This window comes from Halovulum sp. GXIMD14794 (assembly GCF_054457455.1).
On sequence record NZ_JBTLNF010000004.1, the window covers coordinates 318311 to 333161 of the forward strand.

General features: G+C 66.9%; 9 protein-coding genes. 5 read left to right on the plus strand and 4 right to left on the minus strand.

What is annotated here, in order from left to right; translation table 11 throughout:
• Window positions 1-1014, plus strand: coding sequence for a branched-chain amino acid ABC transporter permease (locus tag ACW9UR_RS08245; RefSeq protein WP_458916484.1), 1014 nt, complete (start codon window positions 1-3; stop codon window positions 1012-1014).
• Window positions 1011-2309, plus strand: coding sequence for a branched-chain amino acid ABC transporter permease (locus ACW9UR_RS08250; RefSeq protein ID WP_458916485.1), 1299 nt, complete (start codon window positions 1011-1013; stop codon window positions 2307-2309). The genes ACW9UR_RS08245 and ACW9UR_RS08250 overlap by 4 nt, the downstream gene beginning before the upstream one ends.
• On the opposite strand, the gene ACW9UR_RS08255 is transcribed toward ACW9UR_RS08250, so the two are convergent.
• Both ACW9UR_RS08255 and ACW9UR_RS08260 read right to left on the minus strand, forming a co-directional pair.
• Window positions 2272-3480, minus strand: coding sequence for a multidrug effflux MFS transporter (locus ACW9UR_RS08255; protein ID WP_458916486.1), 1209 nt, complete (start codon window positions 3478-3480; stop codon window positions 2272-2274). The two genes, ACW9UR_RS08250 and ACW9UR_RS08255, sit on opposite strands and share 38 nt — an antisense overlap.
• 22 nt (window positions 3481-3502) lie before the next feature.
• Window positions 3503-4516: a LysR family transcriptional regulator gene (locus ACW9UR_RS08260; RefSeq protein WP_458916487.1), complete on the minus strand. Its 1014-nt coding sequence runs from the start codon at window positions 4514-4516 to the stop codon at window positions 3503-3505.
• A gap of 59 nt (window positions 4517-4575) precedes the next feature.
• Here ACW9UR_RS08260 and ACW9UR_RS08265 point away from each other — a divergent pair, with 59 nt between their 5' ends.
• From ACW9UR_RS08265 to ACW9UR_RS08275, 3 genes are all read left to right on the plus strand, one after another.
• On the plus strand, window positions 4576-5229 hold the full coding sequence (locus tag ACW9UR_RS08265; RefSeq protein WP_458916488.1) for a hypothetical protein: 654 nt from the start codon (window positions 4576-4578) through the stop codon (window positions 5227-5229).
• A gap of 87 nt (window positions 5230-5316) precedes the next feature.
• Window positions 5317-5955: a GNAT family N-acetyltransferase gene (locus ACW9UR_RS08270; RefSeq protein ID WP_458916489.1), complete on the plus strand. Its 639-nt coding sequence runs from the start codon at window positions 5317-5319 to the stop codon at window positions 5953-5955.
• Window positions 5956-5967: 12 nt separating this feature from the next.
• A complete protein-coding gene (locus ACW9UR_RS08275; RefSeq protein WP_458916490.1) occupies window positions 5968-6522 on the plus strand; it encodes an isochorismatase family protein in 555 nt (184 codons plus the stop codon).
• 677 nt (window positions 6523-7199) lie between these two features.
• Here the strand turns inward: ACW9UR_RS08275 and pbpC are convergent.
• Both pbpC and ACW9UR_RS08285 read right to left on the minus strand, forming a co-directional pair.
• Complete coding sequence (gene pbpC, locus ACW9UR_RS08280) at window positions 7200-9218, minus strand: penicillin-binding protein 1C (protein WP_458916491.1); 2019 nt, start codon at window positions 9216-9218, stop codon at window positions 7200-7202.
• Window positions 9215-14665, minus strand: a complete 5451-nt coding sequence (locus ACW9UR_RS08285; RefSeq protein WP_458916492.1) for an alpha-2-macroglobulin family protein — start codon at window positions 14663-14665, stop codon at window positions 9215-9217. The genes pbpC and ACW9UR_RS08285 overlap by 4 nt, the downstream gene beginning before the upstream one ends.
• Window positions 14666-14851 lie beyond the last annotated feature (186 nt).

Genomic DNA, 14851 nt, shown 5'->3' on the forward strand with positions numbered 1-14851 from the left:
ATGACCGACATCCTGAACGCCCTCGTCCTGTTCTCGAACTTCGTCCTGGTCCCCGGCCTTGCCTATGGCGCGCAGCTCGCGCTCGGCGCGCTTGGACTGACGATGATCTACGCGGTTCTGCGCTTCACCAACGTCGCCTATGGCGACACCATGGCTTTCGGCGCGATGTGCACGATCTTCGTGACGTGGGGGCTGCAGGCCCTCGGCATCTCGTTCGGGCCGCTCCCGACCGCGCTGCTGGCCCTGCCCTTCGGCATCATTGGCGCGGTGCTGCTATGCCTGATGTTCGACCGCACGGTCTATCGCTTCTATCGCAGGCAGAAGGCGCCGCCGGTGGTGTTCCTGATCGCCTCGATCGGGGTGATGTTCATGACCAACGGCATTGTCCGTCTGATCATCGGCGTCGATGACCAGCGCTTCGACGATGGCGCACGTTTCATCGTGCAAGCCCGCGAGTTCAAGGAATGGTCGGGCCTGGCCGAAGGGCTGGCGATCCGCTCCACCCAGGCGCTGACCGTGGTGGTGGCGATCATCGTCATGATCGCGCTCTTCTGGTTCCTGAACCGCACCCGCATGGGCAAGGCGATGCGCGCCTATTCCGACAACGAGGACCTGGCCCTGCTGTCCGGCATCAACCCCGACCGGGTGGTGTTCTGGGCCTGGGTGATCGCAGGCGGGCTCGCGACCATCGCGGGCGTGCTCTACGGCCTCGACAAATCGTTCAAGCCGTTCACCTACTTCCAGCTCTTGCTGCCGATCTTCGCCGCAACCATCGTCGGCGGCATCGGCAACCCGCTGGGGGCCATCGCAGGCGGCTTCCTGATCGCGTTCTCCGAGGTGACGGTGACCTATGCCTACAAGCGCTTCCTGGGCTACCTGGTGCCCGAGGACATGGCGCCTGACGGGCTCGTGCAACTGCTGTCGACGGACTACAAGTTCGCCGTCAGCTTCGTGATCCTGGTGGTGGTGCTGCTGTTCCGGCCCACAGGCCTGTTCCGGGGGCGCGTGATATGATCCGCAATGCCATGCTTTTCGCCGCCATGGCCGCCGCGCTTGTCGCGGTCGGCCTGTTCCAGAGCTGGAACGTCGCGCTGGCGATCCTGAACCTTCAGCTGATCTCGGCCGTCATGGCGCTGGGAACCAACATGCAATGGGGCTACGCGGGCCTGATCAACGTCGGGATCATGGGCTTCGCGGCCGTAGGCGGCGTGACGGCGGTGCTGATCTCGATGCCCCCGGTGCCCGAGGCTTGGCGGGCGGGCGGCACCGGCGTGCTGCTGGCCGGCGTGGCGCTGGTCGCCACGGTGTTCGCCGCCGTTCTGGTGCGCGCCAGGCTGGAGGGCAGGCTCAAGACCCTCGCCACGCTGGTGATCGTCGCCGTGGGCTACTTCGTGATCCGGCACTTCTACGATCCGGCCGTCGACGCGATCGAGGCGGTGGATCCGGCCAAGACCGGCTACCTCGGCGGGCTGGGCCTGCCGATCCTGCTGGGCTGGCTGGCGGGGGGCATCGCCGCCGCGGGTGTCGCCTGGGTCATCGGCAAGGTCGCCCTGGGCCTGCGCTCGGACTACCTGGCGATTGCGACTCTGGGTATCTCCGAGATCATCATCGCGATCCTGAAGAACGAGGACTGGCTGAGCCGCGGCGTCAAGAACGTCACCGGCCTGCCCCGCCCCGTGCCCTACGAGGTCCAGCTTCAGCAAGAGCCCTGGTTCATCGATCTCGCCGCGCGCTGGGGGCAGGACCCGGGACTGTTCTCGGGCGTCATCGTCAAGGGCATGTACGCAGTGCTCTTCGCCATCGTGCTGCTCGTGCTCTACGCGCTGGCACAGCGAGCGCTGGCCTCGCCCTGGGGCCGGATGATGCGGGCGATCCGCGACAACCGCGACGCGGCGGCGGCGATGGGCAAGAACGTCAAGAAGCGGCACCTTCAGGTGTTCGTGCTGGGTTCGGCCGTCGTCGGTATCGGCGGCGCCATGCTGACCACGCTTGACGGGCAGTTCACGCCGGGCAGCTACCAGCCCTTGCGCTACACCTTCCTGATCTGGGTGATGGTGATCGTAGGCGGCTCGGGCAACAACACCGGCTCGATCCTCGGCGCGTTCCTGGTCTGGTTCGTCTGGGTCGAGGCGGAGCCCGCCGGCATCTGGCTGATGGAAACAGTCTCGACCGTCCTGCCCGACGGATCGGCGCTGGAGGCGCATCTTCTGGACGCAGCGCCGCATCTGCGGCTGTTCCTGATGGGCCTGATCCTGCTGGTCGTGCTGCGCTTCAGTCCGCGCGGCCTGATCCCCGAGCCTCGCCGCTAAGCGGCGGGGCCAGGATCAGCACAGCTCCCGAGCCCACGCAGAACAGCATTACCAGCGCCATCGGCAACGCCGTGCCGTCGTAGAATTGCGCCGACAGATAGCCCGCAGCAGCCGACAGCCCCAGTTGAAGCGACCCGAGCAGTGCCGAGGCCGGCCCCTGCGGCGCGTCCGGCACCGCGCCCAGCGCCTCGAGTGGACCGGCCGCGAGCACCAGCGCGAGACTGCCGCCATAAAGTGCCGCCGGTAGCAGGATCGCCGCCATCTGTAGCTGGCCCAGCGCCATCGGGACCGCTAGCAGGGCCGTCGCGGTCAGCGCCATGATCGCTCCAAACCGCAGAACGCGCGCCGACGACATGCGTCGCCCCAGCCGCGAGGCGACGACGTTGCCAACGATGAACGCAGACACGACCGCCAGGTTGGTCATGCCATAGCGTTCCGTGGGCAGGCCCAGAAGCTCGATGAACACGACAGGTGCGGTCGTCACATAGGCGTAGAGCGCCGCGAAGATCAGGGATACACCCACCGCAGGTCGCAGGAATCGCGGCGTCGACAGCAGTGCGCCGTAGGCTGTCAGCGTCCCGCGCAGGTGCAGGCGGCGGGTTTCCAGCAGCGACTCGGGCACCCGGCGCCAGAAGGCGGCCGCGACAAGCAGCGCCAGGACCGCGACGAACCAGAACCCCGCCTGCCAGCCGAACCAGACATGCAGATACCCGCCAATGAGCGGTCCGATGGCCGGGGCCATGCCCAGCGCGGCGCCATAGATCGCCATGACAGCCAGCGCGCGGCCTGGACCGTAGAGTTCCCGGATCATCAGCACGATGACCACTGAGGGCACGCTGGAGAACAGGCCCTGCATGAATCGCCCGCCCAGCAACCAGTTCATCCCCGGCGCCAGCGCGCAGGCAACCGAGGACAGGGCGAAGGCGATGAAGGCGCCCAGCAGCAGGCGGCGACGGCCGATGGCGTCTGCGACCGGGCCGTGGACCAGCTGAGCCAGCGCATAGGCGGCAAGATTGATGCTGACCGTCAACTGCGCTGCGGTGATCGACGTATCGAATGCCTCCGGAAGGTCCGGGATCGACGGTGTGATCAGGTCTGTGGACAGGATGCTGACCGCGGTACAGGCGGCCAGGATATAGGGGACGCTCCGGCCGGGCGACGGCCGGGTCATGGTAGCGGACAAACCGGCTGCCTCAGCCGATGTCCCGCAGATTGCCGGTCGACGCAAACCCGCGCGCGTTGCTGTCCTGCCAGTGACGGCTGTCGAACTCGCCGAAAGCGCTGGGGTGGATGAATTCGTCCCGGAACCACGGGTACTTGCTGGCGTCGAAGGCCCCAATCAGCCAGTCGATGATCGTCGCGATGCGCGGCGTACGCCGGGCGTCGGGATGATAGGTCATCCAAATATCAATGCGGTGATGGATGCCGATGTCGATCGGCACCAGATCCGCGCCCAGCGCCGAGGCGAAGGTCGGCAGGCCGCCGATCCCTGCCCCACGCTCCACGGCATAGAAATGCGCGGCGGAGGAGTTGGTCCGGATGCCCACAACGCCCTCGATATCCTCGATGCCCAGGTAGCGGGGCCAAGCACCCTCGTCCAGCTGCGGGCCGACCTGGTCGACCAGCCGGTGATCCAGCATCTCGGCCCGGCTTTGCGGGGTGCCGTAGACATCGATGTAGCGGCGCGACGCATAGGGGTAGACGTGCAGCGAGGCCAGCCGGCGGCGCATCACATGGGGGTTCTGGGGTTCGGCGAACTGGATGGCGACGTCCGCTTCCATCCGGGAGACGTCGACCGGGACCTCGGCGGCCTTGAGGTCGATGACCATCATGGGATTGCCGCGTTGAAACTCGATCAACCGCGGCATCAGCCAGTAGGAGCCGATGCCCTCGGTCGCCGCGATGCGGACGATCCCGCGCTTGTTGGGATCGAATGTCTCGATCCGGCGCTGGAAGTCGAAGGCGCCCTGTTCGATCTGGTTGGCCGAGGAAACCAGGCGAGACGCCTCGCGCGTCAACTGTACGCCGTTGGGCAGCCGGTCGAACAACTGGAAGCCCAGTTCTTCTTCCAAGGCACTGATTCTTCGCACAACTGTAGAGCTAGTAAGGCCGAGCTTCTTTGCCGCCGCGCGGAAACTCAAAGCGCGAGCACAGGCCAAAAAAACCTTCAAATCGTCCCAAGAAGGGTCCGGAGTCGCGTTTTTCATGTCGCCCCGCTGCAATTCCGCATCAGTCCATTGCAAACACTATGCGCTGCAAAGGCGAAATGGGCAAGATACTTTTCAACCATAAATACTGGTGTGTGGCAGAAATAAGGAGGAAGTTTGGTCTTTTTGGCCGAATAGTTCGCGACATGATGCACGTATCCAAGGAATTCGACACCCTGGACCCTGAACCGGCACGACGCCGGGTCGTGGTTTCACGGGCCCGGGACGTCGAACTCCGCGCGATATACCCCCGAGCAGCCGCAGCGCTGATGCAGCGCATGGCAACGCTCGATACATGCGAGAGTATACGAAAGCGTCATCTTGACAACCTCTGGTCGATTACGGATCGGCGCAGCGGCGAACTGATCGGCATGTACGCGATGGCGATGCTGACCGAGGACGGCCACGCGGCCCTGCTCGACGGAAGCTTCGAAGCGCACGACCCGCGTCTGTCCCACGTGGCCGCCACCGGTGAACCGGTCTCGGCGATCTACAAGTGGGGGGTCTTTGCGCCGGCCATGGCAGCCGCCGCGATCCCGTTGATCGCCGAGCGTCTGTCGGCTCCCGACTATCGCGACCTGGACCTCTATGGGAACGGCTCGACGCCCGCAGGGCGCCGGATCATGCGGTCGGTCGGTTTCCGGCCCGTGGACACGCCGAAGACACCCAACCTGTTTGTGTACCCGCGCCTGGCGAAACGCCTGCGCACCTGAGTAACTCGCATCCCCTGTTCGGGGGCCTATCAAACCCATCGTCTGCAAACGATCTCGAACAGCCTGGATTCTTAGGAGAATACCCCAATGCCCGACGGTCAGATCGCCTTTGGCGCCGAAGCCCAGAACGCAACACCCGCCCGCCCGCGCCCCAAGCTGGCGGTCACCACGGCCAAGACCATCGAGGACATCATGCGGGTCACGACGATCCGCGCCGCGGTCTACATGGCCGAGCAGGACTGCCCCTACGAAGAAGAGTTCGACGGCAACGACTTCTGTGCCACCCACATGATCGGCTGGGTCGACGGCGAGCCGGTCGCCTGCCTGCGCATCCGCTACTTCGGCGGCTTCGCGAAGATCGAGCGCCTGGCGGTCCGTCCGCGCTACCGCAAGTCGCGGATCGCATTCAAGATGATCCGCTCGGCTTTCGACCACTGCCTGCGCAAGGGCTTCACCAAGATCCTGGGCCATGCCCGGAACGAGCTGATCCCTCTTTACAAAATGTTCGGATGCCGCGTGGCAGACACGGGTCGTAGCCTTGTGTTCTCCGATTACGCGTACACCGAAATGATCTGGGAAGGCGAACTGCCCGCGAATGCGATCACCCTGGAAAGCGATCCCTACGAGCTGCTGCGCCCCGAAGGCGACTGGGACAAGCGCGGCGTCCTGGAAGACTCGGTCGATCGCACCGCCGAGCAGAGCAGCTACGCCATCGCGGCCGAGTGAGGAAGCACTGACATGAGCATCATCATCCGACCCTCTGCAGGCGTGTTTCAACGCACCATGCCGCTGGTCGTCGTCTTCGGCGCCTATCGCCGCTACGACATCGACCCGCCCCTCTCGCGGGAAGATCTGGAAACCATCTCGGGCGTGGTCGAGACCACGCGGCGCATGCACGCTCCGCTGGCGTTCTCACGCCAGGTTCCCGCCGACCGCTCGCCATCCCCGGGTGTATGGCTGCCGGGCTGCCGGCCCAAGATTACCGATCGCGTCTTCGACCACGATGGCGGATCGCTGTTCGAGAACCGCGAGTTCGCGAACGTGTTCCGGAGCATCACCCGCCGCGAAGTGGTCCTGGTCGGCGCCCGTGGCGATTCGGCACTGATGGCGACCGCACGTGATGCGCGCCCCTATGGCAGGGACGCCAAGGTCGTTCTGCCCGACGGCGCGCTGCATATCCGCAGCGCAGCGCGCGACGCGCTCCGCGAGGATTTCATGGTGACGCCACAATCTGGGCGAATTTCGACGATGAACTTCAGTGAATGGGAGCAGTCGGTCTGCGTCCTTGAGTAGCGAGGAAGTTCTTGAGCCGCACGACAGAAATACAAATGGAGAGAGAAGCAATTTTGCGCATGCTACTCTATATAAAGGGAGAGCTCTTCAAGAGCGGCCTCTGCAAGGAAGCGTGCGATATCTACAAAATAGTTTTGAGTATTGAAGATAAGTCCGGAATCAATATTGAGAACTCGGACGCAGAATACTGACTGTGCATTTCATCACCTGACGCACGGAAAGCGCCGATGCAAATACGCACATTCTGGCGCGCTCAAACAATTTGACTATAATTGACGATGTCGGCGGCGCTGAGGCCGCTGGCGGGGTCTGCACACTCTTTTCGGGGGATGCGAAATTGGACCCTGCCAGGGGCCTCGAGGGCACCGACCGGGGGTTCGGCGTGTAACGGATCACCGGAGTACCAGGTACCGGTAATGGTTCGCGGACTACGCAACCGGCACCGTTGTGCGGGACTATCGGAGCGACGATGGGGGTTGTCGCTCGCGTGTGGGAGGGGGGCTCGGCGTAATCGAGCACCAGCCGCCTTCAGGGGTTGCTTAAGGAGCGAGTGTTGCGTTGCTCCGCGTAGGGGTGGTTTCCTGTCCTGCGCCCTGCCGTCACGGCTTGTAGAGAAGTGCCCGGGCTCGCGGGGGTGAGCCCGGGCATTCTGTATTCCGGGCACCTTATTGGGCGTTTCAGGGTTTGACGAGGCGCACCGTCGTTCGATCCGATCCTCCGGCCGCATCCAGCACAGTAACGGTGACGAAGCCCGCCGCCTCCACGGGCCAGACGAGGCTCCGCGCCCGCCCATCCCAAGGAACAACCTGGCCGTCGATCATCCACGTGAATGGCGGTGTGCCATGTTCCAGCTTGACGACGAAGCGCGCCGCGTTTCCCTTCGCCACGGACAGTTGCAGGGTCGCGCCATCCGGCGGGTAGGCCAGAGAAAGCGCCCGCGCGGGCGTTTCGGATCCGAACGTGCGCAGCGGCGGCGGCAGGTCCGAGTGCGAGACGGTCAGCGCGTCACGCGGAGCGGGCGGTAACGGCGCGCGCACCGGGCCTAGCCGACCGAAGGTCTGGAACAGCAGCGGCGCGGCCGTCCCGAGTCCCGAAAGTCCCGCTACGCTGCCCCCGTCCGGGCGGCCCAGCCAGACGCCGATCACATGTCGACCATCGTAGCCCACAGCCCATGCATCCCGGTACCCGTAAGAGGTACCGGTCTTGAAAGCGATCTCGCCCCCTGGACCAGCCTCTGGCGGAGGCGCGCCGCGCAAGATGTCAGTGACATGCCAGGCAGCGGCAGGATCCAGCAGGCGTCGTCCGGTCTCGTCACGTCCCTGCCGGGCCAGCACCGCGTAGAGGCGCATCATGTCCTCCAGCCGCAAGCCCACGCCGCCAAGCGCTGCGGCGAGGCCCGGAGGTGCGCTGTCCGGTGTCTGCGGCGGAGCCTCGGCGCGCGTCAGGAACGCCGTCAGCCTTCGCGGTCCGAGTGCATCGAGCAGCGCCACCGCCGGCACATTGAGCGATGCCTGTAGCGCGCGGCGGGCGGATACCGGTCCTTGGAACCCGCCGTCGAAGTTCCGCGGCGCATAGCCACCGAAATCGGTCGGGCGGTCGTTCAGGCGGGTTTCGGGATGCGCGTGTCCGTCGGCGAAGGCCAAGGCATAGACGAAGGGTTTCAGCGTCGAGCCAGGGGAGCGCACCGCCCGCGTCATGTCAATGAACCCGCCGCGGCCCGCGCGCCCCGGATCGACGGCGGCGACTCGGGCAAGCAATCGGTTTTCCCGGTGGTCGTAGACCATTGCCGCAGCCGTCACTCCCGGCGGCAGCGAGGCGGCGGCACGCAGCAACAGTGCCTCGACCGCACGCTGTGTATCGGCTTCGACGTCAAGCCTCAGCACCGGGTTCTCCGGCGCCGCCTCCCGGGCCTGTTCCGCCATGTGCCAGGCGCTATCGGGGAAGTCTTGCCGCCGCTGTGGAACACCGTCGGCACGCGCGCGGGGCAGGAGCGCGGCGTCGAGCGCCCCGGCGGCTGCGGTCCTGACGAGTACGCTGTTCCGCGCCGTAAGCGCCGCTTCCGGCGCGCGGTCCGGACGACGGGCCTCGGGCGCCTGCGGCAGGGCTACAAGCAGCGCGGCTTCGGCGGGGGAAAGCCTGCGGGCGTCCTTGCCGAACCAGCTGAACGCGGCGGCGCGCACGCCCTCGATATTGCCGCCGAATGGGGCGCGGGTCAGGTAGATCTCAAGGATCTCACGTTTCGAAAGCACCCGCTCCAGCGCCAGCGCCAGCCGGATCTGACGCACCTTGCCGACCCATCGCCCCGTGGTGCCGCCATCCAGAAGGCGGGCAACCTGCATTGTCAGCGTCGAGCCGCCCGAGACGATCCGTCCCGCCAGAAGGCTGTCGCGGGCGGCGCGGACCAGTGCCAGCGGATCGACACCGGTGTGATCGTGGAAACGCTTGTCCTCATAGGCGATCAGCATCGCCAAGTAGCCCGGATCGACCGTTTCCAGCGCCACCGGCAGGCGCCAGCGGTCGTCCGCAGCCAGGAACACGCGCAGCGGCGTGCCGTTCCGGTCAGTGGCCAGCACCGAGGTCGGCGCCGAAAGTGGCGGCAGCGGCGCGGCGTCTACCCAGCGGTCGAGCGCGATACCACCGGCCACCAGAAACGCGGCGCCCGTAAGCGCCGCGCGCAGGAAGGTTCTCCGCCTCATTCGCCCCCGGCCACAACAACGCGGCCGGTCCCGGTGCGGGCGCGATTGGCCGGGCGGTACATGTCTTCGACCGAGGCCGCCGGGTGACGAAACTCGCCCGGCGAGACCGCGCGGACGACATAGGCCAGCCGGAACGGTTCTGTTCCACGCCAGTCGACGGCAGCGGTGAACCTGTCAGTCTCGGCCGCGCGGTAGTGTGCCACATCGCCCATGTTCAGCCAGTCGATCCCGCCGACTTCACCGCTGGACAGGATGTTCGGGTTCTCGATCTCGAAGCCCGCCGGCAACGGATCCTCGACCATCAAACGCGCCTCGCTGTCGCGTTCAGGCGCGATCCGCAGCACGACGACGAGGCGATCGTTCCGTTTCACTTGTGCGCCGTCCACTGGCGTGCCGTCGAGAGCGTAGAGCGCGCGCTCGATCCGGTAGCCATTGCCTTGCGCCGGTTCGTCCGTGGCAGGTGTTCCGAAGACCGACAGAACCACCGGCACCTCTGAGGCGCTGTCATTGCGCAAAGTAAGCGGGGCCGGAAGCTCGGCTTCTGTCAATTGCCGAGCCGGGGTATCGCCGAAGGGCGCTCCTCCGAGTGAAAGCCCCTCGACAGCGCCATCTGCACCGAGCGCATGGGCTGCCAGAACGGTCCACAGCTTCTCTTGCGTGGAGGAGCCTGCCCTGGACGGACCGGCGCTTACCGCGACAGCCTGCGACAATTGCGGGCGATCGATGACGTCGCTGCCTGCTTCGACGGCGAGGGTCAGTATCCCGGCGCGGTCTCGGGCAAGGCTTCCGTAGTCGGCGCGCCAGCCTGAACCGGGGGCGACGATCTGATCCAGCCGCTGCGACGCTTCCCGGAACATCGCGTCCGCCCGGCCGGGATCACCATAGGAGGCCAGCGCGGCGCCCAGCTGCGCCAGCGCCAGCGGGGTCGCGAAAGCCTCGGCGCGTGCATCTGCATAGTAGCGCAGGTCGCCAATCGACGCGGCCCCTTCGCGGGCCAGAACCAGCAAGGCGTAGGCGATGCCCTCTCCGCCTTCCTCGAAGTCCGACGCGGCGTTCACCTGGTTCGAAAGGTTGTCCAGTGCTGCCTCGAAAGCCTGTTCGGGCACGTCATGCCCCGACGCACGGGCCCGGGACAGGAAGTCCGTCACGTAGGCATCGAGCCAGAGGTTCTCGCTACTCGCATACCACATGCCGAAGCCGCCATCGCGGGCCTGCCGACCGAGGACCGTCTCGATCGCCTTCTGCAGCCGCGTCTCGAGCGGGGCAAGGCTTTCGAGGTCGAGTGCCCCCGCCAGTCGGTCGTAATAGAGTAATGGCAGCGCGCGCGAGGTGATCTGCTCGGTGCAGCCGTAGGGATAGGTGTCGAGCGCTGTCAGCAGGCCGGGCACGTCGAAGTGCGCCATCGGGCCGGCCGAAAGCATGAGCCGCCCGGTGCCCGGCACGAGGCCGGAGAAGAGGTCAGGGCCAAGGTCGAGCGAGCCCCCGGCGGCAAGATCCAGCCGGGTCTGCCGCGCGATCTGGGGGTCGTTGGCGCGGATCCCGAGCGTCAGGGTCTTGGTCAGCACCCGCCCATCAGCAGTCGTCACCGCGACCTGCAGCCGATTGTCCCCCACCTCACCCGCGGCCAGCGGGAAAGAGAGCCGGGCGCGCCCACCTTCGTCCAGCACCACCTGCTGCGGAGCAGCGGGCAGCGGCACGGCCTCGGTCCCCGTGAGAGAAAGCTGCACATTGCCCGCCGGGCCTGCCACATGCGCCAGTTCCAGCGTCAACGAAGCACGGTCGCCCGGGGCCAGAAAACGCGGCAGGTTTGCGCTCACAACCACCGGATCGCGCACCAGAAGATCCTGCGAGGCCTGCCCGACCCCGTCCGCGGACCAGACCACAGCGGCCAGCCGGACCGTGCCATTGAAGTCGGGCAAGTCCACCGGAACTTCCACCGTGCCGTCCGCACCAACCCTTAGTGGACCCGAGAACTGGGCAACCAGTTCCTCGGTCGGCGGAGGGGCCTGACGCCCGGACGCGCCACCGTCGCCGCCCTGGCGCAGCAGACCCGGGGTTCCGCCCAAGCCGTCGATCAGCCGGCCATAGACATCTCGGAGCGCCACGCCGAGCCGCCGCTGGCCCAGGTAATGCCCCTGTGGATCGGGGTCCTCGAAGCCTGTGATGTTGAGAATGCCGACATCCACAGCCGAAACGGTTGCCCAGACTTCCTGCCCCGGCTCAGCCCCCGAAACCTCGAGCACTGCCATGTGGATGCTGCGCGGATCGGCCTCGCCCGCCGAGACGAACCGGGCCTCCAGCACGCGCGAGCCGGGGTCGACGCCGACCCAGGAGATCCCGAGCGCACGCGCTGGGTTCTGGCCGGCAGCCTCGTCCAGTGGACGGATGTGGCTGGCGAGGACATAGGCCCCCGGCCCCCAGTCTTCGGTGACCGGAAGCGCGATCTCGAGCGGACCGGCCTGTTGCGCAGTTACCGTGTGGCGGTCAATCAACCCCTCGGCCAAAACCGATACTTCGATCTCGCCTGCCGCTCGCGGCTCCAGCCGAAGGGTCGCGGTCTCGCCGGGCGCGTATCGATCGCGGTCAAGGGACACTTCCAGCAGGTCAGGCGTTTCGGTTCCCGCCTCAGCCGAATACCAGCCTGCGTCGAACCCGAGTAGGGTGCGGGCATAGCCGCCCTGTTCGCCCGCGACCTGCAGCTCGTAGTGCCCCCAGTTCACCGGAACCTCCAGCGTAGCCGGGGCATCGGTGCGCGTATCGAGGGTTCCATCGGCAATCCGTTCGCGGGTCGTGATCGGCTCATAATTCCACCGCCCACCGACTTCGTACCACTGGTAGTCGGTGTGGACGCGGAAGACCTCCCACCGCAGGCCATCTCGCGCGCTGCGCTCCCCTCCTGCAGCGAGGCTGATGACTTCGAACCGCGCGGTGCCTCCCTCTTCGGCCGCGCCGTCGAAGAGCGGGCGAATACCGATCAGAGGGACGGGCGGCGCGATCTGGCGTGTCTCGCGACGCTCGACCGGGCGGCCGGATGTGTCGGTCAAGCGGACGGTCAGACGCGCTTCCAGCGGCCGGGTCACCTCCTCGGGCAGCGGCAGATTCAGCGAGAGGCGTGCGGTGCCGTCCGGGCCCGTCGTGCCGTTGGGCAGAAACTCCTCCAGCGGGTCCGTGGGCTCGTCGGTCGCGCCGAAGCGATAGCCGGGCCAAGCCTCTACAGTGTCGATCGGGGTCACGCGCAACTCGCCCTCGATCCCCAGATCCGAGCCGGGCGCGCCGTAGAGATAACGCGCCTCAATGGTCAGTGGCACCGGCTGCGCCGGGTCCAGCGCGCCTCCAGGCAGGTCGAGATCGAAGTCGATCCGCTCGGGCACGAAGTCTTCGACCAGCACAGACGACCTCGTGAGCGCGGGCGCTTCGGGATCGGCATGCACCGCTATGGTCCAAGACCCGCGCTGCGCGCCCGCCGGCAGCGCAAGCGACAAGGCGCGGCCCCCTGCCCCGGCGTCCGGCAGTACGCGGCGGTCATGCTCAACCCCGTCGGGCCGCGTTGTGATGACGGTCAGCGGCAGGGCGGGCACGGCGCGGGCATCGGTGTCGCGCGCCAGGATCGTGGCGTGAAGCGTGTCGCCCGGACGGTAGATGCCCTGCTCGGTCGAGAGAAACACGTCGACCGGTGGCGGCGCTGCGCGCCCATCGACACCGCGATCCGACAGGTCGAGCGCCGAGCCGGTCAGATCCAGGTAGGCATAATCGCCATCCGTACCGGTCGCGGTCAGCAGCGCGGGCGCATCGCCGCCGGTGCCTCGGGTCAGCGCAGCCGGGAAGCTGGCGAAGCCCTCGGGGTCCGTGGTTGCGGTGCCGAGCTGAGCGCCGGAACGCGCGACAAGCGCGAGGGTGATACCTTCCTTGGGAGCGGCGGAACCAAGAGAGCGCACGACGGTATGCAGCCCGTCGTCACCCTGCAGCGTCGAAAGGCCCAGGTCCGTCACTATGAACCATTGGGTGGCGACGCTCTCCCAATCCCCGGTGCCAGGAAGGCTTGCGGTCATGGCGTAGACGCCCGGCTCGAAACCAGTCACGGCTTCGCCGACCGGCAGGGCCGACGTGACGTCCTGGTTCAGCCGGGTGTCGACCTCGGCGGTCCCGGTCCAGGCCTGCTCGCCCAGCGCGTCCGAGATGCGCTCTTCCTCGTAGGCCGAGATCTGGCTGCCGACCAGCTGATCCCGCAGCGCCGAACGGAGCCCGGCATCTGGGATGCGGTGGATCGAGACCTGAACCTCGGGCGCGTTCACACTGACCAAGGGGATCGAGGCCGTCGCCGTGCGCGGCAGCACGTAGGCGCGGCCGGGAAAACGGACCGACGGCGCCCGGTCGCGAACATAGACCGATTGCTCGACACTGCGCACCAGTGCCTCGCCGCTGACCGAGGGAAGCCCGGCGCGCAACGTGAAGGACAGGCGGCTGCCGTGGCTGGCGCCTTCGATGCAAAGCTGGCGGTCCTGCGCGCTGACCGAGAGATCGGCGATGGGAAGCTGCACATAGTCCGCATAGTCGATGGCCCCGGCGACCAGCGGCTCGGAGAAGCTGACGCAGACGCGCGGGCTGGCCGCGTCGCTGTCCACGTTGGTGTCGGTGACCCGAAAACCGTAGAGGTTGCGCGCCCGCTCCAGCGCCGCCTCGAGGTCGCGCCGAGGACCGCTTTCGAGCGCCAATTGCAATGCGTCGATCGAGCGGCGGCCATCGTCGGCAGCCTCAAGCGCCTCGGCGAGGCGCTGGGCTGCGGTCGCCTGCGCCGAGCCATCCGGAGCGCGAAGCCAACCGTTGATAGCTGAAAGCAATGCCTCGCGGCGCAGGCGGCGGCGTTCAGAATAGTCGTCGGTCTCGACGGCATTGGCGTATTGCGAGAAGGCGATCCACATGTCGCTGCGGTCCGCAAGCGCAACAGCGACGCCGGCCTGCTGCATCGCCCCGCGCGGATCCCCTGCCTGCGCCAGGCTGCGCGCCTGCGTCAGCCGGGCCTCGGCGTCGGAGCCGCCACGGAAGTCCATTGCAATGCGCTCGGCCTGCTCGCGCGCCGCGCCGATGTCGCCCGGCTGGAGGAAACCGAGCGCCGCCGCGCGCGCCTGCGCCTGCGCGATGACCCCCGGCTCGGTCGGCAGCATAAGCGCCGAAATCGCGCCCTGGTAGGGATCCCGGCGCGTCACGTCGGTCTTCAGAAAACAGGCCGCAGCGCGGGTGTTGTACGTGAAGGCCCGGCAGGTCTGCTCTGCCTGACAGGCGGTACGGCACAGCCCAATCGTCGTATCGAAGATTGCCCGCAGGTCGCCGCCGTAGAAGTCCACATCCTGCTCGAACACCGGGCGCTTCGAGGGCACCGGCTCGGTCTGGGCGTGAACGCCAGTCGCAAGAGCCAGCATGGCGGTCAGGATCAAAATCGGGCGGTGCATGAAATTCCTCCGGGGCGGTAGTCTGGTCCGACACTGGCCCACCCCCCGATTCCCCTCAACCCTGCATCAGCCACGATACGCCCAGCCTTGTCGGCTTTGTCACCCCGTCACCGGTTCCAAGCGCGGTCTAGGGTCGCAAGCCGAGCAGGCGGCCTTGGCTTCGAGCGGCGCGGTGCTACCGTCCGG

Excerpts from the sequence above, each read along its gene's own strand:
- ACW9UR_RS08245 (WP_458916484.1), top strand. The coding sequence starts at position 1 with ATGACCGACATCCTGAACGCCCTCGTCCTGTTCTCGAACTTCGTCCTG.
- ACW9UR_RS08250 (WP_458916485.1), top strand. The coding sequence starts at position 1,011 with ATGATCCGCAATGCCATGCTTTTCGCCGCCATGGCCGCCGCGCTTGTC.
- ACW9UR_RS08255 (WP_458916486.1), bottom strand. The coding sequence starts at position 3,480 with ATGACCCGGCCGTCGCCCGGCCGGAGCGTCCCCTATATCCTGGCCGCC.
- ACW9UR_RS08260 (WP_458916487.1), bottom strand. The coding sequence starts at position 4,516 with ATGAAAAACGCGACTCCGGACCCTTCTTGGGACGATTTGAAGGTTTTT.
- ACW9UR_RS08265 (WP_458916488.1), top strand. The coding sequence starts at position 4,576 with ATGGGCAAGATACTTTTCAACCATAAATACTGGTGTGTGGCAGAAATA.
- ACW9UR_RS08270 (WP_458916489.1), top strand. The coding sequence starts at position 5,317 with ATGCCCGACGGTCAGATCGCCTTTGGCGCCGAAGCCCAGAACGCAACA.
- ACW9UR_RS08275 (WP_458916490.1), top strand. The coding sequence starts at position 5,968 with ATGAGCATCATCATCCGACCCTCTGCAGGCGTGTTTCAACGCACCATG.
- pbpC (WP_458916491.1), bottom strand. The coding sequence starts at position 9,218 with ATGAGGCGGAGAACCTTCCTGCGCGCGGCGCTTACGGGCGCCGCGTTT.
- ACW9UR_RS08285 (WP_458916492.1), bottom strand. The coding sequence starts at position 14,665 with ATGCACCGCCCGATTTTGATCCTGACCGCCATGCTGGCTCTTGCGACT.